Origin of the sequence: Clostridium sp. AF22-10 (assembly GCF_003478725.1) — a bacterium.
Taxonomy (GTDB): Bacteria; Bacillota; Clostridia; order Lachnospirales; family Lachnospiraceae; genus Otoolea; species Otoolea fessa.
Genome location: NZ_QUFZ01000021.1, coordinates 16,396 through 41,981, shown reverse-complemented (window position 1 = coordinate 41,981; position 25,586 = coordinate 16,396). Strand labels below are relative to the sequence as shown.

17 protein-coding genes, 1 tRNA gene and 1 pseudogene are annotated in these 25,586 nt (G+C 50.7%); 16 read left to right on the top strand and 3 right to left on the bottom strand.

The window, feature by feature from the left end; translation table 11 throughout:
- On the bottom strand, positions 1 to 220 hold a 220-nt coding region (locus DWX91_RS16940), incomplete at its 3' end, for a hypothetical protein (RefSeq protein ID WP_207664032.1).
- Between the two features lie 170 nt (positions 221 to 390).
- Between DWX91_RS16940 and DWX91_RS13225 the strand changes: the two genes are divergently transcribed.
- The 9 genes from DWX91_RS13225 (at position 391) to radA (ending at position 14,127) form a co-directional block, all read left to right on the top strand.
- Positions 391 to 1,899, top strand: coding sequence for an oxaloacetate decarboxylase subunit alpha (locus tag DWX91_RS13225; protein ID WP_243033868.1), 1,509 nt, complete (start codon positions 391 to 393; stop codon positions 1,897 to 1,899).
- A gap of 356 nt (positions 1,900 to 2,255) precedes the next feature.
- Positions 2,256 to 4,790, top strand: coding sequence for an SH3 domain-containing protein (locus tag DWX91_RS13220; RefSeq protein WP_118472747.1), 2,535 nt, complete (start codon positions 2,256 to 2,258; stop codon positions 4,788 to 4,790).
- Positions 4,791 to 4,914: 124 nt separating this feature from the next.
- The gene (locus tag DWX91_RS13215; RefSeq protein ID WP_118472748.1) at positions 4,915 to 7,296 is read left to right on the top strand and encodes a cadherin-like beta sandwich domain-containing protein; all 2,382 of its coding nucleotides are present in this window, start codon (positions 4,915 to 4,917) and stop codon (positions 7,294 to 7,296) included.
- 219 nt (positions 7,297 to 7,515) lie between these two features.
- Positions 7,516 to 7,890 carry a GntR family transcriptional regulator gene (locus DWX91_RS13210; protein WP_022359631.1) on the top strand — a complete coding sequence of 125 codons (375 nt, stop codon included), beginning with the start codon at positions 7,516 to 7,518 and terminating at the stop codon, positions 7,888 to 7,890.
- 73 nt (positions 7,891 to 7,963) lie between these two features.
- Positions 7,964 to 8,530 (top strand): UvrB/UvrC motif-containing protein, encoded by a 567-nt coding sequence (locus tag DWX91_RS13205; RefSeq protein ID WP_107000012.1) that lies wholly within the window; start codon positions 7,964 to 7,966, stop codon positions 8,528 to 8,530.
- The gene (locus tag DWX91_RS13200) at positions 8,514 to 9,548 is read left to right on the top strand and encodes an ATP--guanido phosphotransferase (protein WP_107000011.1); all 1,035 of its coding nucleotides are present in this window, start codon (positions 8,514 to 8,516) and stop codon (positions 9,546 to 9,548) included. Before DWX91_RS13205 ends, DWX91_RS13200 begins: the two co-directional genes overlap by 17 nt.
- A gap of 28 nt (positions 9,549 to 9,576) precedes the next feature.
- Entirely contained in the window at positions 9,577 to 12,024 is a 2,448-nt protein-coding gene (locus DWX91_RS13195; RefSeq protein ID WP_118472749.1) for an ATP-dependent Clp protease ATP-binding subunit, read from the top strand.
- Positions 12,025 to 12,148: 124 nt separating this feature from the next.
- Positions 12,149 to 12,562 carry a hypothetical protein gene (locus tag DWX91_RS13190; RefSeq protein ID WP_022359635.1) on the top strand — a complete coding sequence of 138 codons (414 nt, stop codon included), beginning with the start codon at positions 12,149 to 12,151 and terminating at the stop codon, positions 12,560 to 12,562.
- A 161-nt stretch (positions 12,563 to 12,723) separates the two neighbouring features.
- Positions 12,724 to 14,127, top strand: coding sequence for a DNA repair protein RadA (radA, locus tag DWX91_RS13185; protein ID WP_118472801.1), 1,404 nt, complete (start codon positions 12,724 to 12,726; stop codon positions 14,125 to 14,127).
- Between the two features lie 251 nt (positions 14,128 to 14,378).
- Here the strand turns inward: radA and DWX91_RS13180 are convergent.
- Positions 14,379 to 14,449: transfer RNA gene (locus DWX91_RS13180), tRNA-Trp, on the bottom strand.
- Positions 14,450 to 14,942: 493 nt separating this feature from the next.
- Here DWX91_RS13180 and DWX91_RS13175 point away from each other — a divergent pair.
- The 3 genes from DWX91_RS13175 (at position 14,943) to DWX91_RS18220 (ending at position 17,924) form a co-directional block, all read left to right on the top strand.
- On the top strand, positions 14,943 to 15,185 hold the full coding sequence (locus DWX91_RS13175) for an HPr family phosphocarrier protein (RefSeq protein WP_118472750.1): 243 nt from the start codon (positions 14,943 to 14,945) through the stop codon (positions 15,183 to 15,185).
- A gap of 355 nt (positions 15,186 to 15,540) precedes the next feature.
- The gene (locus DWX91_RS18225; protein ID WP_412693914.1) at positions 15,541 to 16,635 is read left to right on the top strand and encodes a DEAD/DEAH box helicase; all 1,095 of its coding nucleotides are present in this window, start codon (positions 15,541 to 15,543) and stop codon (positions 16,633 to 16,635) included.
- Positions 16,636 to 16,679: 44 nt separating this feature from the next.
- Positions 16,680 to 17,924 carry an ATP-dependent DNA helicase gene (locus DWX91_RS18220; RefSeq protein WP_412693913.1) on the top strand — a complete coding sequence of 415 codons (1,245 nt, stop codon included), beginning with the start codon at positions 16,680 to 16,682 and terminating at the stop codon, positions 17,922 to 17,924.
- Here DWX91_RS18220 and DWX91_RS13165 read toward each other — a convergent pair.
- Positions 17,860 to 18,783, bottom strand: a complete 924-nt coding sequence (locus DWX91_RS13165) for a LysR family transcriptional regulator (RefSeq protein WP_118472752.1) — start codon at positions 18,781 to 18,783, stop codon at positions 17,860 to 17,862. The two genes, DWX91_RS18220 and DWX91_RS13165, sit on opposite strands and share 65 nt — an antisense overlap.
- 139 nt (positions 18,784 to 18,922) lie before the next feature.
- On the opposite strand from DWX91_RS13165, the gene DWX91_RS13160 reads away from it, so the two are divergent.
- From DWX91_RS13160 to DWX91_RS13145, 4 genes and pseudogenes are all read left to right on the top strand, one after another.
- Positions 18,923 to 19,477, top strand: coding sequence for a sigma-70 domain-containing protein (locus DWX91_RS13160; RefSeq protein ID WP_022359291.1), 555 nt, complete (start codon positions 18,923 to 18,925; stop codon positions 19,475 to 19,477).
- Between the two features lie 6 nt (positions 19,478 to 19,483).
- Positions 19,484 to 20,110: a histidine phosphatase family protein gene (locus DWX91_RS13155; protein WP_118472753.1), complete on the top strand. Its 627-nt coding sequence runs from the start codon at positions 19,484 to 19,486 to the stop codon at positions 20,108 to 20,110.
- A 169-nt stretch (positions 20,111 to 20,279) separates the two neighbouring features.
- A pseudogene (locus tag DWX91_RS13150) lies at positions 20,280 to 24,042 on the top strand (phosphoribosylformylglycinamidine synthase).
- A 378-nt stretch (positions 24,043 to 24,420) separates the two neighbouring features.
- Positions 24,421 to 25,524: an N-acetylmuramoyl-L-alanine amidase family protein gene (locus DWX91_RS13145; protein WP_118472755.1), complete on the top strand. Its 1,104-nt coding sequence runs from the start codon at positions 24,421 to 24,423 to the stop codon at positions 25,522 to 25,524.
- Positions 25,525 to 25,586 lie beyond the last annotated feature (62 nt).

Here is a 25,586-nt window from a genome sequence, read left to right as displayed (position 1 = left end):
TGCGGACTAGAAAGAGGTGACACACAGAAGCGTTGTGTTTACACAAAAGCAGCTGTGTGCGGCTTCTTTTTTTCATAGGGCGAATGCCCGACAGCGAGGAAAAACGAAGTTTTTTCGAGCTGCCGCACTGCGGACTAGAAAGAAGTGACCAAGAAATTTTTTTCCTCCAGCCGCCCCCACGCGGCGCAGAGGAAAGCTCCCTGACATCAGCAAAAATCACAACCCACATTTCCACGATATAGAATTTACTTATGAAATTATATTAAAAAAACTATCCAGAAATCGAGAAACTTGTGGTATAATGGATAAAAATATGGCTGTGAATTATTTAATCAGCCAGGTCGCAGATAGTTGACTCATAATAAAAGTGTATTGGGAGGTATCTTTAGAATGGCAAATGAAAAGAAAAAGCCGGTTAAGATCGTGGAAACTGTCCTTCGTGACGCGCACCAGTCTCTGATTGCAACCAGAATGACAACGGAGCAGATGCTTCCGATCATCGGAAAGATGGATGAGGTTGGATATCATGCAGTAGAATGCTGGGGCGGTGCGACATTCGATGCCAGCCTTCGTTTCCTGAAGGAAGATCCGTGGGAGCGCCTTAGAAAGCTGAGAGATGGTTTTAAGAAGACAAAACTTCAGATGCTGTTTCGCGGACAGAATATTCTGGGTTATAACCACTATGCAGATGATGTGGTAGAATATTTCGTACAGAAATCAGTTGCCAATGGTATTGATATTATCCGTATTTTTGACTGTTTAAATGATATCCGCAACCTGGAGACAGCGGTAAAGGCAGCCAACAAAGAAAAAGCACACGCACAGATAGCGCTGAGCTATACACTGGGTGATGCATATACACTGGATTATTGGAAAGACATTGCAAAGAGAATCGAGGATATGGGCGCTGATTCTCTGTGTATCAAGGATATGGCAGGTCTTCTGACCCCGTACAATGCAGAGATCCTCGTGAAAGCACTGAAAGAAGCAGTTGATCTTCCGATTGATATCCATACGCATTACACCTCCGGCGTTGCATCCATGACGTACCTAAAGGCAGTGGAAGCGGGCGCTGACATGATCGATACCGCGATGTCTCCGTTCTCGATGGGAACGAGCCAGCCGGCGACCGAGGTTATGGTTGAGACCTTCAAAGGTACTCCGTATGATACCGGACTGGATCAGGAAAAACTGGCGGAGATCGCAGATTACTTCCGCCCGATGCGTGAGGAAGCGTTAAAGAGTGGTCTGATGAATACCAAGGTTCTGGGCGTTGACATCAATACCCTGCGTTATCAGGTCCCGGGCGGTATGCTTTCCAACCTGGTTTCCCAGCTGAAAGAAGCGCGCGCAGAGGATAAATACTACGATGTTCTGAAAGAGATCCCGAGAGTCCGCAAAGACTTCGGTGAGCCGCCGTTAGTTACTCCGTCTTCCCAGATCGTTGGTACGCAGGCTGTATTAAATGTCCTGATGGGCGAGCGCTACAAGATGTTCACAAAGGAATCCAAGAAACTTCTGATGGGCGAGTTCGGACAGACTGTAAAGCCGTTCGACAAAGAAGTTCAGAAGAAAGCAATCGGCGATGCAAAACCGATTACCTGTCGTCCGGCAGATCTGATCGAGCCGCAGCTTGAGAAGATTGAGGCGGAGATGAAGCAGTGGAAGCAGCAGGATGAGGATGTCCTGACTTATGCACTGTTCCCACAGGTGGCAAAAGAGTTCTTCGAGTCCCGTCCGGCAAAGAAACCGCCGGTTGAGAAACGTGAGATCCTGAAAGCGGCTGCACCGGAAGTAAAGAAAGCACCGGTGTCCACTGAGGAGATGGATGGAAACGGCATCAATACCTGGGCTGGAAGAAAAAGCGAGTCTACCAGATCTAAGCTAAAAAGAATTTAAGGATTTTGAGCCAAAAGGAGTGCCAGAATCGGTAGAGTGTACCGGGTTGGCACTCCTTTTTATGCTACTATGCATTCAAAAATCATATATCCGGAAAACATTTCAAAGCCAACTTATACTGCTTCTAAAAATTAAGGAAATCTTACAATTTCGCGCAAAGGCCCCAAATTTTGCGAAGTTTTTTCGGTAAGGTTGACACATATGGTCTTTTTTCATTATAATAGATACGATTGTAAAAACGTGAAAAAGATGGAAAACAGTCGAGCGGCTGTCTGGAAATACGGCGGCAGACAGAATAAGAATTCCGTTGCGGGGGATGAATTGCAGAAAACGCAGCAGAATGAGGAGATAGACGGATGAAAAAATGGAAGTTATTGGGGAAACGGGCGGCGGCGTTTCTGCTGGGTGCTGTGATGGCGGTCAACCCAGGGCTGGCAGGTACTGCAGCAGAGTCTTTGCTGGGGATCGTCAGCTATGCGGAAGAGAGAACCGCGTCGGTCAATGCGACAAACCTGAATGTCCGGAGTGGTCCGGGCACTTCGTATCAGGCACTAGCGAAGCTGTCCAAGGGCGCACCAGTTACAGTACTTGGTGAGCAGACGGGAACGGATGGCGTCGTATGGTATCAGATACGATATAGCGGAAGCGGCGGTGAGCAGACGGGTTATGTTTCGAGCAAATACATAAAGTTTCCGACTGCGATCAAATCGGATTCGGATTTTGAAAGCTATCTGACAAAGCAGGGATTTCCGGAGAGCTATAAACAGGGGCTCCGGGAATTGCATGCACAATATCCGAATTGGACGTTCACGGCGTTCCAGACAAATCTGGATTGGAACACAGCGTTGAAAAATGAAAGCGTGATCGGGCGGAACCTGGTTGCGAGCAGCAGCATTTCGTCCTGGAAATCGACCGAGACAGGTGCGTATGACTGGGGAACCGGAACCTGGCCGGGTTTTGACGGAAGCTCCTGGGTACAGGCGTCTTCGGATATTATCGCCTATTATATGGATCCGCGGAATTTCTTAAATGATAAATATATTTACCAGTTCATGAAACAGTCGTATGACAGTTCGCTTCACACGAAGACGGGGCTGCAGAACATGGTGAGCGGAACCTTCCTTTCCGGCACGGTGTCGGGCGGCTCGTCGGTATCGGCCGGTACGGGAAGTAGTTCAGGAAGCTCTTCTTCCGGTTCAGCGACGGGACCGGGAAGTTCGTCAGGTTCGAGCGGAAGCAGCGCCGGTCTGTCGTCTCCGATTGCTTCGATCAGCGATCATAAGACGGAGCGGGTGGCAGCGACCAATGGACCGGGCATGGCGGGAGATGGATTTTCTTCCAACAATGCAGACGGGGAGACGGCGCCGGTCAGCAGCGGCACATCGAATAAGTCATCGGGGACAACCAGCAGCACGGCTGGAACCACCAGTGGCAGTACAAGCGCACCGGGAAGCAGCACAACTGGAACAACTTCTGGTTCAACCAGCAGCGGAAGAACAAGTGCACCGGGAAGTGGCACTTCCAGCAGTTCGGGAACTTCCACGGGAGTGGCGCAGCAGTCTGCAATCGGCACTTCCTATGTAGATATCATCATGAATGCGGCATCCGAATCGGGAGTCAATCCATATATTCTGGCATCGATGATTCTGCAGGAACAGGGCAGCCAGGGAACCGGACGCAGTATTTCCGGAACGGTGTCCGGCTATCAGGGTTATTATAACTTCTTTAATATAGAGGCATATCAGTCCGGCTCGATGAGTGCGGTAGAACGCGGACTCTGGTGGGCATCCCAGTCGGGAACCTATCTGCGCCCGTGGAACAGCATCGAGAAATCGATCCGTGGCGGTTCGGTTTATTACGGCGAGAATTATGTAAAAAAAGGACAGGATACGCTGTACTTAAAGAAATTTAATGTGCAGGGCAGCAACCTTTATAAACACCAGTACATGACGAATGTGCAGGCGGCAGCTGCCGAAGGACTGACGCTTTCGAAGATCACGGCATTGGCAAATACAACACTTGAGTTCTCGATTCCGGTGTATAAAAATATGCCGGCGGGCGCCTGCGTCAAACCGACGCTGGACGGCAGCCCGAACAACAAGCTGTCGGCGCTGGGTGTCGATGGATTTGCACTGACACCGACCTTTAACCGAGATACAGAGTCCTACGATCTGATCGTGGATCCGTCGGTGGCAAGCGTGACGGTAGCGGCGAGCGCGATTGATTCCAAGGCAACGATTGCCGGAACGGGAACGGTCGATCTGCAGAGCGGTGTCAATGAGATCACCGTGACGGTCAAAGCGGCAAATGGAAATCTGCGAAATTACGTCCTTCACGTAGTGCGCCAGTCAGGCGGTCCGACCTACTCAAGCTCGATTGGAAGCGGCGTTTCCTCTGGAAGCAGCTCTAGCGGTCCGGCGACGGGACCGGGCATGTCTTCAGGAAGCAGTTCAGGAAATTCTTCCTCCGGCGGTTCGGATGTGCAGATTGTCGGTCCGACCTCTTCGGGAAGCAGTTCAGGAAGCTCTCCTTCCGGGCAGTCTGCACCGGGATCGAATGTGAATGGATTTGGGAGCGGCAGTTCCGGAACCCTGATTGCGCCAAATGGGGAGTCTGTCGGGAGCGCCGGCAGTCCGCAGGGGAGCCAGTCGCCGACCAGCGCGGCGGCACCATCCCAGTCCACATCGGGAACGCATGCGGCATCGTCGGTGCGCGGGGATGTCAACGGCGACGGTAAGCTGAACATCATGGATATCCTGCTGGCACAGCGGTCGATACTGGGACTTGGAAAGTTAAGAGCGGAGGAAATCGCGCGCGCCGACCTAAATGGAAATGGAAAAGTAGATATTTTGGATATTCTTCTGATGCAGAAGAAGATTCTGGGACTGTAGGGATATTTCACGTACCTGCGGCTGGTCTTGAGAGATGGCAGCGGGTACGTGAAAATTTGTAAAGAAAGGGAACGGTGCAGATATGGGACCGTTACCAATAAAGAATATAGGACAGGGCAGTTGAATGAAAAGGTTTAAAAATATCATATTAGGTATACTTGCGGCAGGTATGCTGACGGTGGCGGCGCCGGTTGGCGGGATCAGCGCCTATGCATCCAGCGCAAAAATTTCATTTTCCGATCCGAGTGCGACGGTGGGTCAGGAGTTCAGCGTCAATGTGAAGATCTCCTCTCAGGATGGAAATCTAGGGGCATCCGACGTGGTACTTTCCTATGATCCGTCGGTCATTGAGTTTGTGAGCGGAAATAACGCAAGCGGCGGTGCAGGTTCCGTCCGCCTAGTTGGAACGATGGATTCCAATTCGACGAAGGCATTTTCCTATACGCTGAAATTCAAGGCAGTGCAGGCGGGAAATACTTCGATCTCTGTGGGAAGTTATGAAGTCTATGACTCAGATGCACAGGCAGTCACAGTTTCTAAAACGGGGACGGCGAGCGTCAAAGTAAAAGCACCGGCAACCTCCTCGGCGGAAGCGGCGCTTTCGTCCTTGAAGATTTCTCCAGGAACACTTTCCCCTGCATTTTCGCCAAATGTGACTTCCTATACGGCGCAGGTAGGAGCCAGCGTCGATAAGCTGGCGGTCAGCGCGAGTGCGAAGGACAGCAAGGCGAAAGTCCTTGTCAGCGGTGATTCCGGCTTAAAGGTAGGTGCTAATACCGTTGTCTGCAAGGTGACGGCGGAGGATGGACAGACAACTAAGAGCTACACGATCACAGTCAATAAGCTCGATACGGTCGATGTGCCGTCAGAGGCGGAGACAGGGGCTGAAACAGAGGCAGTTGGGACAACGCCGGTTGTGAAAAACGGGCTGGATGTGGAAATAGACGGCGTTTCCTATACGGTGGCGACGGAATTTGATGCCTCCCTGCTTCCGGAAGGATATACGCAGTCTACCTGTACTTATGGCGGTTCAGAGGTCCAGTGTGGAAATGGCAATGACCTGACGCTTTTGTATTTGCAGGGTGCCGATGGAAATGGTGCATTTTATATTTATATACCGGAATCCGGTGTGTTATCGCCGTATGTGACGATCGATGTGACAGCAAAGTCGATTCTGGTGCTTCCACCGGATGAGTCGGTTCAGATTCCGGATGGATTTATGGAGACGACCATTCAGTTAAACGGCACGTATAAAGTGCAGGGCTGGGTGTGGAAGAGCGATGAACAGCAGAAGTATTGTGTCGTATATGGTATGAATGAGAGCGGCGAGAAGTCGCTGTATCGGTATGATATTGCAGAAAAGACCTTCCAGCGGTATTTTGAAGACCCGTCTCTGGCAACTAAATACGATGATGCACAAGTGGAAGAGATTGTAGATAAGTACAACGCACTTTGCAGGGATTATAATATCCGCTTTGTCATGCTTGCGGTTCTGGGCGTAGCGTGTGTAATCTTGTTCTTTATCGTGATCAATCTTCTGCTCAAGCGGAAAGAGTGGAGAGAGGAAGCGCAGGCAGCCGGAGGCAGACAGAGGTCCAAGCGTCGTCCGTCATCGCCGAATGCACGACCGGCGGCAGACGCACGGGTGAAACGAGGCACTGGGCGCGACAAGAGAGAAGATGGGGAAATGATGCCGGCAAGACCGGCAGCGCGGAGTGAGAAGGAGCGCATGGCAGCGGATGACAGACGCCGCCCGTCCGCAGAGCGGATGGAGGAAGGGCGTCGGAGTGCGCGCCGAACCCAAGAGACGCTGGAGACAAGACCGGTTCGCCGGGAGCGGGAAGAGGAGCGCGAGATGCAGCCGGTCCGCCGGACAAGGGAAGATGAGCGCGCGTCCCAGCCTGTTCGCCGAGAGCGGAGTATGGAGGCAGCATCGGCAGACCGCGCAAAACGGATGCCGGAGGAAAGACGTCGCCGGGAAGCAGGAAGCGAAAATCGTTCCGAACGCGTTCGTAGAGAAATGCCAGAAGAAAGCAGTCCGGCTTGTGTCCGCAGAGAGGCATCAGAAGAAGAACGTCTGCAGCGCACCCGCAGAGATGCGGCAGAGGAAAGCCATTCAGAGCGTCCGCGCAGAACTTCGGCAGACGGAAGCCGCGCAGAGCGGGAACGCCAGGCAGTGGCAGAAAGCCGACGCACAGAACGGGAACGTGCCGTTTCAGCAAAAGAAAGCCGCCTGCAGCGCGATTACACGCCTGCATCGGCGCATCGTGCGGCGAAAGAGTCTGCAGCATCGGGAGAACGCCGGAATGCGCGCCCGGCGATTTATGTGCGCCCGGCATCCCGCTCGGAGCTTTACTACACGCTGGAACGGGAGGAATACGGTGATCGCCCAACGAGATATGAGTCGGAATCAGAGCGATCCAGACGCGCCCGCGAGGCAAAAGCCCGGTTAGAGCGGGATCGGCGTGATGAGGATGGATTTGAGTATATCGATGATCCGAAGTAAATAAAAGAGGAAAAGATGGATATCTGTCCAGAAGATTTCTGGCGGGTATCTGTCTTTTCTTTTATATTGATTTTTTTTGTAACAAGTTCACACAATTAACACAGTTTTACAGTTGACGAAAACATCTGTTTGTTATACAATCTATATAACAAATGATAAAACAGGCGGCTGACTGTATTTAGAAACGGGGTCTGCCGTCAGAATGAAAGATGGTGGAGTATGATTGTAGAGATTGATTTTAACAGTGAGGAAGCGCTTTATATTCAGCTCATAAACCAGATCATCATCGGGATTGCGACCGACCAGATCCGGGAGGGCGATACGCTGCCATCCGTGCGCCAGTTAGCGGATAACATCGGAATTAACATGCACACGGTCAACAAGGCATATTCTGTACTGAAACAGGAAGGTTTTCTGCGTGTGGACCGCCGCCGCGGGGCAGTGATTGCACTTGACACGGATAAGATGCGGACGATCTCGGAGATGCGCCGGGATCTCAGTGTAATTCTGGCAAGAGGTGTCTGTAAAAATGTGAGCCGCGAGGAGGTTCACAATCTGGTGGATTCCATTTATGACGCATTTACAGCGGAATAGCAGGTTCCGGCTGCGGGCGATGGTTTTTGTGTATTGGAACCGTTGCGGGATGTGTATGTTGGGAGGATAAATTATGCTGTGTGAGAAATGTGGGATTCGCGAAGCGAATATTAAATATACAGAAGTGTTTAACGGCGTCAAGACAGAGCATAATCTCTGCGCCCAGTGCGCGAAAGAGATGGATCTGGGACCGTACTCGGCACTGATTGAGGGAGAATTTCCGCTTGGAAAACTGCTTTCGAGCCTTTTGGGACTGACGGATGCGTCTGCCAGCCAGGCACCGAAAGAGGATGTGGTATGCCCGACCTGCGGCACGACGTATGAAGAATTTATCAAGAACAGCCGTTTCGGATGCGCGGACTGTTATCATGTGTTTGATCCGTTGCTTGGAGAGAAAATTAAGAAATTGCAGGAAAATTCGAGCCATACCGGCAAACATCCGAAGATCCAGCCGCGCAGTCAGGCGGCTGCAGAGGTGACGAAGAAAGGAGAACTGGAATTCAGCCCGGAAGAGCAGATTAAGCAGCTGAAACGCAGGCTGGAAGCGGCGTTGCAGGAAGAAGACTATGAGACGGCTGCTGCCTGCCGGGATAAGATACACAGTCTGGAAGGAGAGATGAGACATGACGAAATGGTTTGAGGAAGTGGCGAATGATGCGTCCAATATCGTTTCCAGCCGGGTGCGTCTGTCTCGGAACTGGGAGGAATATAAATTTCCGAGCCGTCTGGAGCCGGATGAGGCGCGGACGATGATTGCCCGTTTAAAACAGAATTTCCGCGATCTGGGTGACCGGGACGGTCAGTTTTATGAATATGAAGATCTGGAATTGATGGAGAAGCTTGACCGCACCGCATTGCGGGAACGGCGGCTTTTAAACCGCACGCTGGCGGAGAAGACGACGCCGGGCGGGATCCTCTGTTCGGAGGATGAGCGGGTCAGCATGGTATTAAATGCGGACGATCATATCCGGTTACAGGTGCTGGCATCGGGACTCGATCTGCAAGAATGTTATGCAAAAGCGGATGCGCTGGATGATTATATCAACGAGAAGATTCCGTATGCATTTAATGAGAAATATGGATATCTGACGTCCTATCCGACGAATGTCGGAACAGCAATGAAGGCGTCCGTGGTCGTGCATCTGCCGTCTCTGACAATGAATAAGAAATTTCAGGAACTTCTGGGCGATATGGGACGTTTCGGCACGACCGTGCGCGGCGTTTATGGCAGAGGCAATGAAAACTACGGCGATTTGTACGAGGTAGTCAATCAGAAGACACTCGGCATCACCGAACAAGAGATTCTGGAGCTGGTAGCCAACGTGGCGGGGCAGCTCTCGGCGCAGGAAAATCAGTTCCGCGAGGTTTCTCTGTCGAGGCACCGCCTGGAGCGGGAGGATGAGGCGTACAAGTCCTACGGCGTTCTGAAATATGCGCGTCGGATGACGCTCAAGGAAGCGATGACATTTCTATCTCATGTCTGGGCGGGCATCGCGGACGGGCTGTTAAAACCGGCGGAATTTGTGAGCATTTACCGCCTGATGATCGGCATCCAGCCGGCAAACTTACAGAAACGTTCGAGCAAGCCGTTGGGACGTGAGGAATTGGAGGCAGAGCGGGCGCGGTATCTGCGGGAGGAACTGCCGAAGCTGGTGTAAAGTAAAAAGAAACAGGAGGAACAGTAAAATGATCGATCGTTTTACTCAGAAAGCCAGAGAAGCGATCCGTCTGGCAGTCGAGACAGCGCAGGAGCTGGAACACGGCTATGTGGGGACGGAGCATCTGCTTTTAGGACTGATAAAAGAGGAAACTGGCGTGGCGGCAGCGGTTCTGGCAGAACATGATGTGACAGAAGAGCGTGTCATGGAACTGATGGAGCGTCTGATAAGCCCGGCAGTGGCGACTCAGGTAGAGGGACAGATTGAGTATACGCCGGGGGCGCGCGCCGTGCTGCAGGCGAGTTATGATGAGGCGGTTTTTTTCAAAGCGCCTCTGATTGGAACGGAGCACATCCTGATTGCCATCATCAAGGATGGAAAATCAACTGCGTGCCGTTTACTCAATACAATGAATGTTAATATTCAGAAATTATATGTGGATCTGATGGGGGCTATGGGCGATGACGCGCCGTCCGAGGCAGCGGAAGATGCGGCAGCAGGACGGGTGCGTCCGGAGAAAGGCAATACACCGAATCTGGACAATTTCAGCCGGGATCTGACCCAGATGGCGCGGGACGGAAAGCTCGATCCAGTCATCGGCAGGGAACGGGAAATGAAACGTGTTATTCAGATTTTAAGCCGCCGGACGAAGAATAATCCGTGCCTGATCGGGGAACCAGGCGTCGGAAAGACGGCGGTTGTGGAAGGTCTGGCACAGTTCATTGTTTCCGGCAATGTACCGGAGACGATCGCGAAAAAGCGGGTTGTCAGTCTCGATTTGTCCGGCATGGTCGCAGGATCCAAGTACCGCGGTGAGTTCGAAGAGCGGATTAAGAAGGTACTTGCCGAGGTGCGGGAGAGTGGAAATGTGCTCTTGTTTATTGACGAGATTCACACGATCATCGGCGCAGGCGGCGCGGAGGGCGCGATCGATGCCTCTAATATCCTGAAACCGTCGCTGGCGAGGGGCGAGATTCAGCTCATTGGTGCGACGACGCTGGAAGAATACCGCAAATACATCGAAAAAGATGCGGCCTTGGAACGCCGGTTTCAGCCGGTTATGGTGGATGAGCCGACGGAGGCGGAATCCATTGAGATTTTGAAGGGGCTTCGCAGCCGCTATGAGGAACATCACAAGGTGACGATCCAGGATGAGGCACTGGTGGCAGCGGTGCGCCTGTCTGCCCGCTATATCAATGACCGTTTCCTGCCGGACAAGGCGATCGATCTGATCGATGAAGCATCCTCGAAGTTGCGTCTGACTGTATATACGGAGCCGGAGGAGATTAAAAAGCTCGAAGCGGAGATCAAAAAACTCGAAGGTCAGAAGGAAGAGGCGATCAAGGCTGAAGCCTATGAGAAAGCCGGTGAGATCAAGAAGAAGCAGCAGAAAAAGCAGGAAAAGATTGAAAAGATTCGTGAAAAATGGGAAAAAGAGAAAAATTCACGCAAGTTAGTGGTCGGTGAAAATGAGATTGCGGACATTGTTTCTGACTGGACGAAGATTCCGGTTCGCAAGCTGGCAGAAGAAGAGTCAGAGCGGCTGTTGAAACTGGAGTCCATTCTGCATGAGCGTGTGGTCGGACAGGAGGAAGCTGTATCCGCCGTGGCGCGTGCGATCCGCCGTGGTCGTGTGGGACTCAAGGATCCGAAGCGGCCGATCGGTTCGTTTCTGTTCCTGGGGCCGACGGGTGTCGGAAAAACAGAGCTTTCCAAGGCGCTCTCGGAGGCGATGTTTGGCACGGAAAATGCGATGATCCGCGTTGATATGTCGGAGTACATGGAGAAACACAGCGTTTCTAAGATGATCGGTTCGCCGCCAGGATATGTTGGCTACGAGGAGGGCGGACAGCTCAGCGAGAAGGTGCGTCGCAATCCATATTCGGTTATTCTCTTTGATGAGATTGAAAAAGCGCATCCGGATGTATTTAACATTCTGCTGCAGATCCTCGATGACGGGCACATTACGGACGCACAGGGACGGAAGGTGGATTTCAAGAACACGATTCTGATTATGACCTCCAATGCGGGCGCTGAAAATATTATTTCCCCGAAGCGGCTTGGATTCTCGTCGGAGAGCGGTGAGAAAGCGGATTATGCGTTTATGAAAGAGCGCGTGATGGAGGAAGTGCGCCGGATGTTTAAACCGGAGTTTTTAAACCGAATCGATGAGATTTTAGTATTCCATCCTCTGACGAAGGAGAATATCAAGACGATCGCGGGCATTCTGCTGCGCGGCATCAAGAAAAGGACGGAGGATCAGCTTGGAATGACGCTCACGATCACAGATGATGCGATCGATTTCCTGGCAGACAAGGGATATGATTCCAAATATGGTGCAAGACCGTTGCGCCGGACGATCCAGACGCAGATCGAGGATCAGCTTTCTGAGAAGATCCTGGAAGGCACGATCCGGAAAAAAACAGAGGTTCGGATTGAAAAAGATGGCGATCAGCTGAAATTTGAGACGGTCTAAAGGGCTGGAAGCGAAAAGACTGGTAAACCCGGTCGAAGTGTGTTAAAATGATACTACTGAGTAACTGTGTAAGTGCGGAGCAGTTGCGATATTGATTAAAAGGATACTAGGAGGATAAAGCATTATGCCAGTAGTTAGCGAGTTAATCCGCATCGAGGATGACGGAACCATCAGTTTTGGCAATTATATGTTAGCAGCAAAGTCCAAGCTGCAGGATTTTGAATTTCAGGGCGATCTTTATAAGGTAAAAACATTCGGCGAGATTACCAAGCTGGAGCGCAACGGAATGTTCGTATATGAGTCGGTACCGGGCACGGCAGTCAATCATTTCCAGGCGGGAGATACTTCCGTACAGTTTTCGGTTGAGGGCGAGAAGGATGCTCAGATTACCATTCAGTTAGAGGATGAGCGTGAGTATGAGGTATATGTAGACGGCGTATCGGTCGGTGGCATGAAGACCAACGTCAGCGGCAAACTGGTACTGAGCGTGGAGCTGAACCCGGGCAAGGCAACCGCAATCCGGATTGAAGCCAGATAAGGAAAAGAAAAACAAAACGTTACGTACAAGTTACAATGCATGAGATGAAAGCTGCTGCATGGCAGGAATGGCGGGCGTGTGCGCCGGAAGCCGGTTTCCGCCATGCAGCAGCTTTTTGTGTAATAAGAAATATGAGAAGAAGTGTTTGGAAAGGAATCAGCATGGCAAAGGCAAAATCAACGGGATTTTTCTGCAGGGAATGCGGTTATGAATCTTCCAAATGGATGGGGCAGTGCCCGGCGTGTAAGGCGTGGAATACGATGGTGGAAGCGCCGTCCGCATCGGCATCATCCGGTACGGCAGCAGGGCGGTATGCGGCAGCGGCTTCGCTGACGTCGGCACCGGGGAAACGGGTTGGCGCGCAGGCAAAGCCGGTCAGCTTAGATGAAATTGAGCTTTCCGATACGGATCGGACGAAAACTGGATTTGCAGAACTTGACCGGGTGCTTGGAAGCGGCGTGGTGCGTGGCTCCCTGGTGCTGGTCGGCGGAGATCCGGGAATCGGAAAATCAACCCTGCTTCTGCAGGTCTGCCGGAACCTGGCAGGACAGGAACAAAAGGTTTTATACGTCTCCGGCGAGGAGTCATTAAAACAGATTAAACTGCGGGCAAGCCGGATCGGGACGGTGCGCGGACCACTTTCGTTCTTGAGTGAGACGAACCTGGATACGATCGCGGAGGTGATCCGGGAGGTGCGCCCGGATGTGGTCGTGATCGACTCGATCCAGACCATGTTTATCGAGGCGGCAGGTTCCGCACCGGGCAGTGTCAGCCAGGTAAGAGAGTGCACCGGCGTCCTGATGCAGCTCGCAAAAGGACTGGGTGTGACAGTCTTTATCGTCGGTCATGTGACGAAAGAGGGTGTTGTGGCGGGACCGCGTATGCTGGAACATATGGTCGATACAGTGCTATATTTTGAGGGCGATCGCCATGCGTCCTACCGGATTCTGCGGGGAGTGAAGAATCGTTTCGGTTCGACCAATGAGATCGGCGTGTTTGAGATGCGGGAGGAAGGACTGGCGGAGGTGCCGAATCCATCCGAATTTATGCTGGAAGGGCGCCCGGCGGAGGCATCCGGTGCGGTGACTGCCTGCTCGATGGAGGGAACCCGCCCGATTCTTCTGGAAGTGCAGGCGCTGGTGTCAAAGACGAATTTCGGACTGCCGCGGCGGACGGCAGCGGGCGTCGATTACAACCGTGTGAACCTGCTCATGGCAGTGTTGGAAAAACGATGCCGTTATGCCCTGTCCGGGTACGATGCATATGTCAACATTGCAGGCGGCATGAAGATGAACGAGCCGGCGCTTGACCTTGCGATCGTGATGGCGCTGATTTCCAGCTATAAAGACCGTCCGCTGGATGAGAAAACGATCGTATTTGGCGAGGTCGGACTCTCCGGAGAGGTGCGCGCCGTCTCGATGGCAGAGCAGAGAGTCCATGAGGCAGTCAAGATGGGATTTACAAGATGCATTCTTCCGATGGTCAATGTCAGTAAATTGAAACCAAGGTCGGATATCCGGCTGGAAGGGGTGGCAAATGTGCGGGAGGCGATTGGGCTGCTGTAGGTTGCTTGGATTTTGGGAAAATTTAAGAAAAATAATATTAGCGTAATGTGAGTAACAGCAAATTTGTCTCAGTGGGAGTTGGGGCTCCGACTGAGATAAACGCTCCGTGAGGATGCGCAGTGATTCTGATAGGAATATGTCAGCTTCGCTGACCAGAATCACGCGTCAAGTCTCACGGACGTTCAACTTGAATGTTAAAAAAAACAAAAAACGCCAATGACTCATCTCTGAATCACTGACGCCTTTAGAAGCAGGGGAAGAGGGATTCGAACCCCCATTAACGGTTTTGGAGACCGTTGCTCTGCCATTGAACTATTCCCCTTCGTTGCTGACTCAGTTATAATATCATAGCCATAACGAAAAGTCAACAATTTTTTTGTGATTTTTCATTTTTTTTGATTTAATATATTTTTTTCCATTTATTAAGTATCATTCATCATTTTATATGGAAACTAGAGATCAGGATAATTTGGTAAAAGAGAATTTGTGTGCTCATGCTGGGTGGAAAATCACAATGAATATTTAGTTCAACTGCCCAAAACCAATCCGTTAAACCATTTGATGTATATAAATAATGACAATATATCATGAAATGAATACGACGATAGTTCTAGACGTCGGAATATTTTACTAAGAAACACTCTGCTTTTTTGGTAAAAATCATGTATTAAAAATATGCGGTATAAAAGAAATCAAATTGACATTCGACAAAAATCATGCTATAAACACTGAATAAATCTTTATGGTTTTAAATGTGCCTAAAAAACGGAGGAAAAAATTCTGTTGGTACATTCAGTAAAAAGGAGTTGTTTATTATGAAACAGAGAAAAATTATGCTGAAAACGATAGAAGATGCAAAGAAATTTGTCAATGCTTCTATGAAATGCGATTTTGATATTGATGTTTTTTATAACCGTGTTGTCATTGACGCCAAGTCGATTCTGGGAGTTATGAGCCTGGATCTGACACAGATTCTGACCGTTGAGTACATGGGCGAGGATGCAGAGTATGAGGCGTTTCTTGACACGATGGAAGCGAACAATGTGACAGCGGCATAAAAGGGCTGGAGGGCTGGTTCAAGCGGAACATAGATATCATAGATATTTTGGAAGGATATGTATGACCCGAATCGGTATGATGAAAGAAAAGTTGATAGTACGAAAATAAAGAAAGACTGCGGGTGCCGGAGAGAAGATGGTGTCTGCAGTCTTTTTGATAGACATATATATGTACTCTCGGAGTCTTTCTGCACGTGCTTTTGTGGCTGATTTTCCGCCAGCCGCACCCGAATTTCATCAACGTACGCGCCGCGTACGCCTCAGAAATTTGGGCACAACTGACAAAAAATCATTTCACAAAATCAAGCACAGAAAGATTCCGAGAGTACATGTATGGGGAAGGGAGGAACCACACATGGAGCTGACCGGCAGGCAGATACGGATCTCCGTCCGCAATCTGGTTGAGTTCGTTCTGCGTTCGGGGGATATTGATAACCGGCGCACGGCGGGTGCACAGAAAGAGGCGATGTTAGCTGGAGGACGGATGCACCGGAAGATACAGCGGCGGATGGGCTCAGGGTATCAGGCGGAGGTGTCGCTGCGCCATTCGGTGGAGGAGGACGGATTCCAAATCGTGGTCGAGGGGCGTGCGGATGGAATCATCCGGGATGGAAAAGATGTCACGATCGATGAGATCAAGTGTGTTTACCAGGATGTAAACTGTCTGGAAGAAGCGGTTGGCGTGCATATGGCGCAGGCGCGCTGTTATGGCTATATCTATGGATTACAGGAAGCGCTGGACGAAGTGACACTGCAGCTCACCTACTGTAATCTGGAGACGGAGGAGATCCGCCGCTTTCAGGAGATCCAGACGATGGACGAACTTTCTGAATGGTTTGCTGGTCTGATCCATGAATATGTCAAATGGGCGCGTTACCTCTATCACAACGGGCTGCGACGTGATGAATCAATCAAAGCGCTCGAATTTCCCTATCCATACCGAGCGGGACAGCGGGATCTGGCGGTGGCGGTTTACCGGACGCTGGAGCGCGGGCGCAGGCTGTTTGTCCAGGCCCCGACCGGGATTGGAAAGACTCTTTCGACGGTATTTCCGGCGCTTAAAGCGATCGGGGAAGGGCATGGGCAGAAACTCTTTTACCTGACGGCGAAGACGATCACGCGGACGGTGGCGGAAGAGGCGCTGGCGATTTTGCGGGAACGCGGGCTGTATTTTCGTTCGGTCACGATCACGGCAAAGGAAAAGTTGTGTATTTTGGAAAAACCGGTGTGCAATCCGGAAATGTGCCCGCGTGCGAAAGGGCATTTTGACCGTGTCAACGATGCGGTGTATGAAATTTTGCATCAGGAATTTGGAATCACGCGTTCGGTAATTTTAGAGTATGCGGAAAAATTTCAGGTCTGCCCGTTTGAGTTCTGCCTCGATATTTCTTCGTTTGTGGATGGGATCATCTGCGATTATAATTATGTCTTTGACCCGGATGTGCGCTGAAACGTTATTTTGCGGATGGGGCGGAGGGAGACTATTTCTTCCTGATGGATGAAGCTCACAATCTGGTATCGCGCGCGCGGGAAATGTATAGTGCTTCTATTATAAAGGAAGAAGTGCTTTTGACGAAAAAGGTACTGGGACATCGTGCGCCGGCGCTGGGGCGGCAGCTTACAAGGTTAAATAAGGCGCTTCTGGAGATGAAGCGGGAGTGCGACGGCTACCAGGTGCTTAAGGATGCCGGACATCTGGTTTCAGTGTTAAACAGTGTTTTTGGAGAAATGGAAAAGTATCTGGAAAAGCCGGGTGGGGAAGATGGACGGGACACGATTCTGGATTTTTATTTTTCGGTGCGACATTTTTTAAATATGTATGAGCGGGTCGATGAGCATTACAGGATTTATACGGAACTTCTGCCGTCCGGCGAATTTGTCATCCGGCTTTATTGTGTCAATCCGATTGAAAATCTGGCGCAGTGCCTGTCGCAGGGGAAAGCGGCGGTCTTTTTCTCGGCAACGCTTCTGCCGCTCCGGTATTACCGGATGCTTCTGTCGGATCAGGAGGAGGACTATACGGTCTATGTGCCGTCCCCGTTTCCGCAGGAGCGGCGTCTTCTGCTGGCGGCGACGGATGTGACGAGCCGGTATACGCGGCGCAATGAGACGGAATACCGGCGGGTGCTGCACTACATTCAGGCGATGGCAAGTGCAAAAAAAGGCAATTATATTGTGTTCTTCCCGTCGTACCAGTATATGAACCGGGTGCGGGAAGTGGAAAAACGTTTTGGGAAAACCGGAAAAAGTATGGAAGTTTTGATCCAGGATTCTCACATGACCGAGGAGGAACGGGAAGCATTTTTACAGAAATTTTCTCCCGAACGAACAGCTGAACGTGATACCTCCCTGGTGGCGTTCTGCGTGATGGGCGGTCTGTTTTCGGAGGGAATCGATTTGACAGGCAACCGGCTGATCGGCGTGATCGTGGTCGGAACCGGGCTCCCGATGGTATGCACGGAGCAGAAAATTTTGCAGGGATATTTTGAAGAAGAGGGAAAAGATGGATTTGCATATGCCTACCAGTATCCGGGCATGAATAAGGTACTCCAGGCGGCAGGGCGGGTCATCCGGACCGCGTCCGATCAGGGCGTCATCCTTTTACTGGATGACCGGTTCTGGCGTCGGGAGTACCGGGAATTATTTCCAAGGGAATGGAGCGATGTCAAACGAGTCAGTCTTTCGTCTCTGGAGCAGGAGCTCCAGGCGTTTTGGAGCCGTTTTCCAGAAGTTCAATAAATTCACGCGATGCCTGTGAGATCGGCATTGTCTCATTGTGGACGACGACGAGCTGGCGCGGCGGCAGGGCTTCAGTCAGGGTCAGGGCATAAAGCTCCTTTTCGCCAGCCGGGAGACAGAAATCCGGGACAAATGCGATGCCGAGACCGATGCGCGCCAGATCGATGAGCAGATCGTTGCTGCTTAATTCAATCTCCGGTACGAGGTCGAGCTGGTGCTTCTGGAACATGTTGTGCAGAAATTCGCTGGTGGTACTCTTGCGATCCAGCATGAGGATTGGGAGCGCCTGCAGCTCGCGCAGTGTAACCGGGCGGTCTTTCATCGGAAAATAGGTCTCATTGGCGACGAATATATCGTTGAATTCGCGCAGCACATGGATATTCTGCGTTCCACCGAGCCCGGAGTTTGGATAGTTCGTCAGAATAAAATCGACCTGACCGTTGTCCAGAAGCCGCGCACATTCGATGGAGGTACGGTTGGTAACCTTGATGTGGATATTCGGGTAGCGCTTGTGAAATTCGCTTAAAAATGGCACCAGATAATAGCGGCAGATCGTATCGCTTGCGCCAATGCGGAGCTGACCGCCGTTTAAGCTGTTAGAGTCGAGCAGTTGGTTTTCGCCCTGACGGATCAGGTTCATTGCCGGTTCCACGTGCTTGAGTAGGATCTCGCCTTCAGGGGTAAGCTGTACTTTTTTTGTGCTGCGGATGAAAAGAGTCTGGTTCAGTTTCTTCTCCAGTACCTTGATCGACTGGCTGACCGCCGACTGGGAGATGAAAAGCTGCTTAGATGCCTCGGAGAAACTTAACGTCGAGGCTACGTGGTAAAATACTTTATATAATTCATAGTTGATATCCATTTATTAGTCCTCCTTATAGAACTGTATTCAGTGTAACATGATTGAAGGGCGGAGTCAATAATGATTGTATCTGTGTCTTGTTTGTGATAAAATGACGGAATCATCTTAGAAGTATGTATTTTTTAGGAGGGAATACCACATGGAATCTAATACATTTTATGATATTTACTTAGAGGAACTGAAAAATCTCCCGCAGGGCACGCCGGAGGAGGAAGCGGCGCTTCTGAAAAAACTGACGGAGGGGGACAAGACAGCGGCTTCCCGTCTGACGGAGTTAAAACTGGCGAAGGCGGTTCAGATCGCGGAGGAGTACCACGATCGGGGACTTCCGGCGGGCGATCTGGTGCAGGAGGCAAATATGGCGCTGTTTCTGTTCGCAAGTGAGTACGAAAACGGTGATTTCGACGCGCAGATGGAGAAAAAGGTGCGCGCGGCGATCGAGGATGCGCTGCAGATTCAGAACCGCGAGACGAAGATCGAGGAGGAGATGGCGGCGCGTGTTAATGTCCTCAAGGATATTTCTGCGAGCATGGCGCGGGAGCTGGGACGTGAAGCGACCCTTGCGGAATTGGCGGAGCGCATGAAGATGAGCGAGGATGAGATCCGTGACATCATGAAGCTGACGATGGACGCGATGAAGGTCAGCGGTCAGGCGGCAGAGATGGCTCAGAAAGAGATAGATGAACAGGAGTAATAGAAAATGCTGTTTTATTTGGTACGCCACGGTCAGACCGACTGGAACCGGGCGGGAAAGATACAGGGAACGACGGATATTCCGCTGAACGAAACAGGACGGCAGCAGGCGGAGCAGCTTGCCACTGTCCTGAAAGAAAGGAGCGGCTATCCGGCAAAAACGCGGATCGATGCGGTCTATGCCAGCCCGCTTGCGCGTGCATTCCAGACGGCGGAGATCCTGGCCAAGGAAGAAAAATTACCGCTCCGCCGACTGACGGGGCTGCGGGAGCGCGATTTTGGATGCTGGGAAGGCAAAAGCTGGCAGCAGGTGGAAGCAGAGTACCCGGATGAATTTCATCTGTGGAGGGAACAGCCGATGGTCGGCATCCCGTCCGGCGGAGAATCAAGAAAATCCTGCGAGGCGCGGAGTGAACGGGCGATCCGACAGATTTTGGAGGAGACAGCCGGGGATGCGGTGATCGTGGCGCACGGTGGGATCCTCGTCTTTTTGATGAATTATCTGCTCCGTTTCCATCGGGAGCCGCAGGAGATCATTGTGGCGAATGCCAGTCTGTCGGTTGTTTCGTATGACCGTTCGACGGGGATGGGAAAGCTGCTTGCACTGAATGAGACAGGGACGTTGGAACAGTAACCAATAAGATATGTTAATAAAAAATATTAAATATATTAATTTTACTAATCTATAAAAATTGTGTATGATAAAGGCAGATGCTAGAAGAAGGCATTTGCCTTTTATGCTAAAAAATGAATGTATTTTACAGAACATGAAACATTAAAATACGAAAAAACAGGAGGAAAACATGAGCGTAAGACGTATTTTCGTTGAGAAAAAACCGGAATTTGCCGTATTGGCTCACGATCTGAAAGAGGAGATCGCAAGCTATCTGGGGATCGACACGATCACCGATGTCCGCGTACTGATCCGCTATGATATTGAGGATGTATCGGAGGATGCATATCAGAAAGCGCTGATTACTATCTTCTCTGAGCCGCCGGTTGATTTTGTCTATGAGGAGGCATTCCCGTCCAAGGAAGGCGATACGATCTTTTCCGTTGAGTTCCTGCCGGGACAGTTCGATCAGAGAGCCGATTCCGCAGAACAGTGTGTGAAACTTCTGAATGAAGAGGAAAATCCGGTGATCCGTTCCGCGACAACTTATGTTATTTCCGGAACACTGACCGCGGAGCAGATCGAGGGCATCAAGTCCCTGTGCATTAACCCGGTGGATTCCCGTGAGAATAACAACGCAAAGCCGGAAACGCTGGTAACGGTATTTGAGCAGCCGGAGGATGTCAAGATTTTCGATGGTTTCTGCGGTTATGGCGAGGCAGAGTTAAAAGAACTCTACGATTCCCTGAACCTTGCGATGACGTTCAAGGATTTCGAGCATATCCACAACTACTTTAAAAACGAAGAGAAGAGAGATCCGTCTGTGACCGAGATCCGCGTGCTGGATACATATTGGTCCGATCACTGCCGTCATACGACCTTCCAGACTGAGTTAAAGGACGTTACCTTTACAAAGGGCGATTACAATGAGCCGATGGAGCTTCCTACAAACAGTATCTGGCAGATCGCGAGGTTCTCTACAAAGATCGCGATGACAAGTTTGTCTGCCTGATGGATCTGGCTGTTCTCGCTATGAAGAAGCTTCGCCGTGAAGGCAAGCTGGAGGATCTGGAGGAGTCTGAGGAGATCAATGCCTGCAGTATCGTAGTTCCGGTTACCATCGACGGCAAGGAAGAAGAGTGGCTGGTAAACTTTAAGAATGAGACCCACAACCATCCGACCGAGATTGAGCCGTTTGGCGGCGCTGCCACCTGCTTAGGCGGTGCTATCCGTGACCCGCTTTCCGGACGTACCTATGTATATCAGGCTATGCGTGTGACCGGTGCGGCTGATCCGACCCGTCCGATGTCGGAGACACTGCACGGCAAACTTCCGCAGAAGCGCATCGTAAAGGATGCAGCACATGGCTACAGCTCCTACGGTAACCAGATCGGTCTTGCTACCGGCTATGTAAAAGAGATTTATCATCCAAATTATGTGGCAAAACGTATGGAGATCGGTGCTGTTATGGCAGCAGCTCCGCGCAAAAACGTCATCCGTGAGACTTCCGATCCGGGCGATGTAATCATCCTGATGGGTGGACGTACCGGCCGTGATGGTATTGGCGGCGCAACCGGTTCTTCCAAGGTACATACCGAGGAGTCCATCGAGGTCTGCGGCGCAGAGGTTCAGAAGGGCAATGCACCGACCGAGCGTAAATTACAGAGACTGTTCCGCCGCCCGGAGGTCAGCCGTCTGATCAAGAAGTGTAACGACTTTGGCGCCGGCGGCGTGTCGGTAGCGATCGGTGAGTTAGCTGACGGACTTCAGATTGACCTTGATAAGGTTCCGAAGAAATATGCAGGTCTGGACGGAACGGAGATTGCGATTTCCGAGTCACAGGAGCGTATGGCTCTGGTGGTAGACCCGAAAGATGTTGATAAGATGCTTGCTTATGCAGCAGAAGAGAACCTGGAGGCAGTTCCGGTTGCCGTTGTTACCGAGTCCCCGCGCCTGGTTCTGAACTGGAGAGGCAAGACGATCGTAGATTTAAGCCGTGCATTCCTGGATACCAACGGTGCTCATCAGGAGACAACCGTTACCGTTGAGGTTCCGACCAGGGAAGGCAATGTATTTGATAAACAGGAAGTAAAGGATGTCAAAGGAAAATGGCTGTCCATGCTTTCTTCCTTAAATGTATGCTCCCAGAAGGGTCTGGTTGAGATGTTCGACAGCACCGTGGGCGCAAGCAGTGTATTCCTGCCATACGGCGGTGTCCACCAGATGACCGAGACACAGGCGATGGTGGCAAAACTGCCGATGAGCGAGGGCAAATGCGATACTGTTACCATGATGAGCTACGGCTATGATCCGTACCTGTCCAGCTGGAGCCCGTACCACGGCGCTACTTACGCAGTGCTGGATTCTGTTGCTAAGATCGTGGCAAACGGCGGTGATTTCCACAAGATCCGCTTTACCTTCCAGGAGTACTTCAAACGTATGACGGAAGATCCGAAGAGATGGGGCACACCGTTCTCCGCTCTGCTCGGTGCTTACAGTGCGCAGCTCGGATTTGGACTTCCGTCCATCGGCGGCAAGGACAGCATGTCCGGCAGCTTCTATGATGAAGAGCACGGCGAAATCGATGTACCGCCGACACTGGTTTCCTTTGCAGTTGATATTTCCGATACCAAACACGTGGTATCTCCGGAATTTAAGAAAGCGGGCAGCAAGATTGTTCTCTTTACCATCGAGAAAGATGCACATGACCTGCCGGTATACAGCCAGATCATGGATGGTTACGAGAAAATCTACCGCGATATGGAGTCTGGAAAGATTATTTCCGCATATGCGGTTGAGGGTGCAGGTGTGGCAGAGGCTGTCAGCAAGATGGCATTTGGTAACCGCCTGGGCGTAAAGATTGAGCACAATGTAGATCCGAGAGACTTCTTCGCTGCTGGCTGGGGCAATATTGTCTGCGAGGTTCCGGACGGCAAGGTAGGCGAGCTGTCCATTCCGTACACCGTGATCGGTGAGGTAACCGACAAGGGAACCTCGAGTATGGCAGTACCGTGATCTCCATGGAAGAGGCTCTGAAAGCATGGACCGGAACCCTGGAGAAAGTGTTCCCGACCGCTTCCGGCGCACCGATGAAGGCAGCAGAAGAGACACTTTACAATACCGATAAGGTATATGTATGTAAACATAAAGTGGCAAAACCAACTGTATTTATTCCGGCAATGCCGGGTACCAACTGCGAGCTGGACAGCGCGAAAGCGTTTGAGGCAGCCGGAGCGGAGACGATTGTGCGTGTATTCCGCAACCAGAATGCATCCGATATCCGTTCTTCCATCGAGCAGTACAAAGAGGATATCAAGAAATCCCAGATCATCATGTTCCCGGGTGGATTCTCCGCAGGTGATGAGCCGGATGGTTCGGCTAAATTCTTCGCTACGGTATTCCGCAACGAGGCGATGATGGAGGAGATCGACAAACTGCTTCATGACCGGGATGGCCTGGTACTGGGTATCTGCAATGGCTTCCAGACATTAATCAAACTGGGACTTTTAACCGGAGGCAAGATTGAGCCTCAGAAAGCAGATTCCCCGACTCTGACAACCAACAACATTGGACGCCACATTTCCCGCATGGCATACTTAAAGGTTGTATCTAACCTGTCCCCGTGGCTCAGAAAAGCAGAGCTGGGAGGCGTATACTGCAACCCGATGTCCCATGGTGAAGGACGTTTCGTAGCCAACGAGGAGTGGCTTGCAAAACTTCGCGCAAATGGTCAGATCGCGATCCAGTACAGCGATCCGAACGGAAACTTATCCGTCAGCGAGGAGTGGAACCCGAACGGTTCCTACCAGTGCATCGAGGGTATCACAAGCCCGGATGGACGTATTCTTGGTAAGATGGGTCACAACGAGCGCTGCTGGAGCGATACAGGCATGAATATCTATGGAAATCAGGATATGCAGCTGTTTGCTTCAGGTGTGGAGTATTTCAAATAAAATGAACACCTGCTTTTAAGTAAGGTAGAAATAGACCGGATCGCAGAAATCTGCCCCGGTCTATTTTTTGTGTGATAGAAAATTCCTTGGAATTCCCCATCACACAAAAAGGTACATTCTTTTTTATGTCACAGGAAATATCAATTATGATATAAATTCTACCATTGACGAAAATGTCAGAAAACCTTAAACAAAAAGTTATTCTCAGGTAATAAAAGTGTGGTATCCTGTCAATAACAGAAAGCAGACATCTACTTCAAAAAAACAAGGGGAAAATTTTGAAAATACCGACAGTTTATTTTGACGCAGGCGGATATGTTTGTTATAATGAAAACAAGATTTTGTACGCGAGAGTACATTAAAAAAGGAGGATGGGATATGAGACATAACCTGAAGGCAGCGGCGGTTTCCGTTCTTGCTATCATGGCGGCACTGGCTATGAGTATTCCGGCATACGCGGCTGACAAAAAGATCTCGGAAGTTAAGTTCCGTGTCAATGCGAAACCGGAAGCGGGCGACAGCATCGGGGATCCGGATGTACAAGTTACGAAGGGTAATGTTGAGATTACCGAGCAGGAGTTTGACAATGACGACAGCGAGTGGGAGAGAGGTGATAAGCCGGTCATCTACCTGACGATCGAGGCAAAGGACGGTTATCAGTTATCCGGCACAAAGCTTTCTGCAACCAAGTCGGCTTACAAAGTTACGAAGCGATCTGGCGATAAGAGCGAGTGGAAAGTTAAGATTACGATGTCAGCTGTTGACGGCGATTTGGATACGGTCGAAGATCTTAGCTGGAGCAATCGTACCGCAACCTGGGACAGCGTATCGGATGCAAGCAAGTATGAAGTTAAACTGTACCGCAACAGTTCTACCGTAACGACTGTTACAACTACAGGCACAAGCTACAATTTCTACCCATACATGACGAAATCCGGCGATTATACCTTTAAGGTGCGCGCGGTTGACGGAAGCGATAAGGGTGAGTGGAGTGACGAGTCCGATGAATATTATATGAATTCTTCAGATGTGTATACAGGTACACCTCCGACCGATAATTCTTCTGGTGGTTCCACTCCGGCAAATGCGAATGGTCAGTGGGTAAACAGCATTTACGGCTGGTCTTACTACATCAATGGTGTACCGGTTAAGAACAACTGGGTATATGTTGATAATGAGTGGTATCATCTGAATGCAAACGGATTCATGGATACAGACTGGATCTATACTGATAATAACTGGTTCTATTTAAACCCGGTATCCGATGGTACGAGAGGCAAGATGCTGACCGGCTGGCAGCAGATTGGACCGTATAAGTATTATCTGAATCCGGTATCCGACGGTACCCGTGGTGCAAGAAAGACAGGCTATCAGTTCATCGATGGCGCATGGTATCTGTTTGACCTGAATAGCGGAGCACTCTGGACTAACATGGTAGCTCCGAACGGTATGATAGCGGATGCAAATGGTGTTCTTCACTAAGGAGATATCTGGCTGCAGATCCAACTCCCACTGAGACAAATTTGCTATTAATCACCACCTGA

What these genes read in the sequence shown, in the direction of transcription:
- DWX91_RS13210 (WP_022359631.1), top strand. Translation starts at nt 7,516, where the DNA reads ATGATTGTAGAGATTGATTTTAACAGTGAGGAAGCGCTTTATATTCAG.
- DWX91_RS18220 (WP_412693913.1), top strand. Translation starts at nt 16,680, where the DNA reads ATGGATGAAGCTCACAATCTGGTATCGCGCGCGCGGGAAATGTATAGT.
- DWX91_RS13195 (WP_118472749.1), top strand. Translation starts at nt 9,577, where the DNA reads ATGATCGATCGTTTTACTCAGAAAGCCAGAGAAGCGATCCGTCTGGCA.
- DWX91_RS13205 (WP_107000012.1), top strand. Translation starts at nt 7,964, where the DNA reads ATGCTGTGTGAGAAATGTGGGATTCGCGAAGCGAATATTAAATATACA.
- DWX91_RS13200 (WP_107000011.1), top strand. Translation starts at nt 8,514, where the DNA reads ATGACGAAATGGTTTGAGGAAGTGGCGAATGATGCGTCCAATATCGTT.
- DWX91_RS13225 (WP_243033868.1), top strand. Translation starts at nt 391, where the DNA reads ATGGCAAATGAAAAGAAAAAGCCGGTTAAGATCGTGGAAACTGTCCTT.
- DWX91_RS13155 (WP_118472753.1), top strand. Translation starts at nt 19,484, where the DNA reads ATGCTGTTTTATTTGGTACGCCACGGTCAGACCGACTGGAACCGGGCG.
- DWX91_RS13165 (WP_118472752.1), bottom strand. Translation starts at nt 18,783, where the DNA reads ATGGATATCAACTATGAATTATATAAAGTATTTTACCACGTAGCCTCG.
- DWX91_RS13145 (WP_118472755.1), top strand. Translation starts at nt 24,421, where the DNA reads ATGAGACATAACCTGAAGGCAGCGGCGGTTTCCGTTCTTGCTATCATG.
- radA (WP_118472801.1), top strand. Translation starts at nt 12,724, where the DNA reads ATGGCAAAGGCAAAATCAACGGGATTTTTCTGCAGGGAATGCGGTTAT.
- DWX91_RS13160 (WP_022359291.1), top strand. Translation starts at nt 18,923, where the DNA reads ATGGAATCTAATACATTTTATGATATTTACTTAGAGGAACTGAAAAAT.
- DWX91_RS13190 (WP_022359635.1), top strand. Translation starts at nt 12,149, where the DNA reads ATGCCAGTAGTTAGCGAGTTAATCCGCATCGAGGATGACGGAACCATC.
- DWX91_RS18225 (WP_412693914.1), top strand. Translation starts at nt 15,541, where the DNA reads ATGGAGCTGACCGGCAGGCAGATACGGATCTCCGTCCGCAATCTGGTT.
- DWX91_RS13215 (WP_118472748.1), top strand. Translation starts at nt 4,915, where the DNA reads ATGAAAAGGTTTAAAAATATCATATTAGGTATACTTGCGGCAGGTATG.
- DWX91_RS13220 (WP_118472747.1), top strand. Translation starts at nt 2,256, where the DNA reads ATGAAAAAATGGAAGTTATTGGGGAAACGGGCGGCGGCGTTTCTGCTG.
- DWX91_RS13175 (WP_118472750.1), top strand. Translation starts at nt 14,943, where the DNA reads ATGAAACAGAGAAAAATTATGCTGAAAACGATAGAAGATGCAAAGAAA.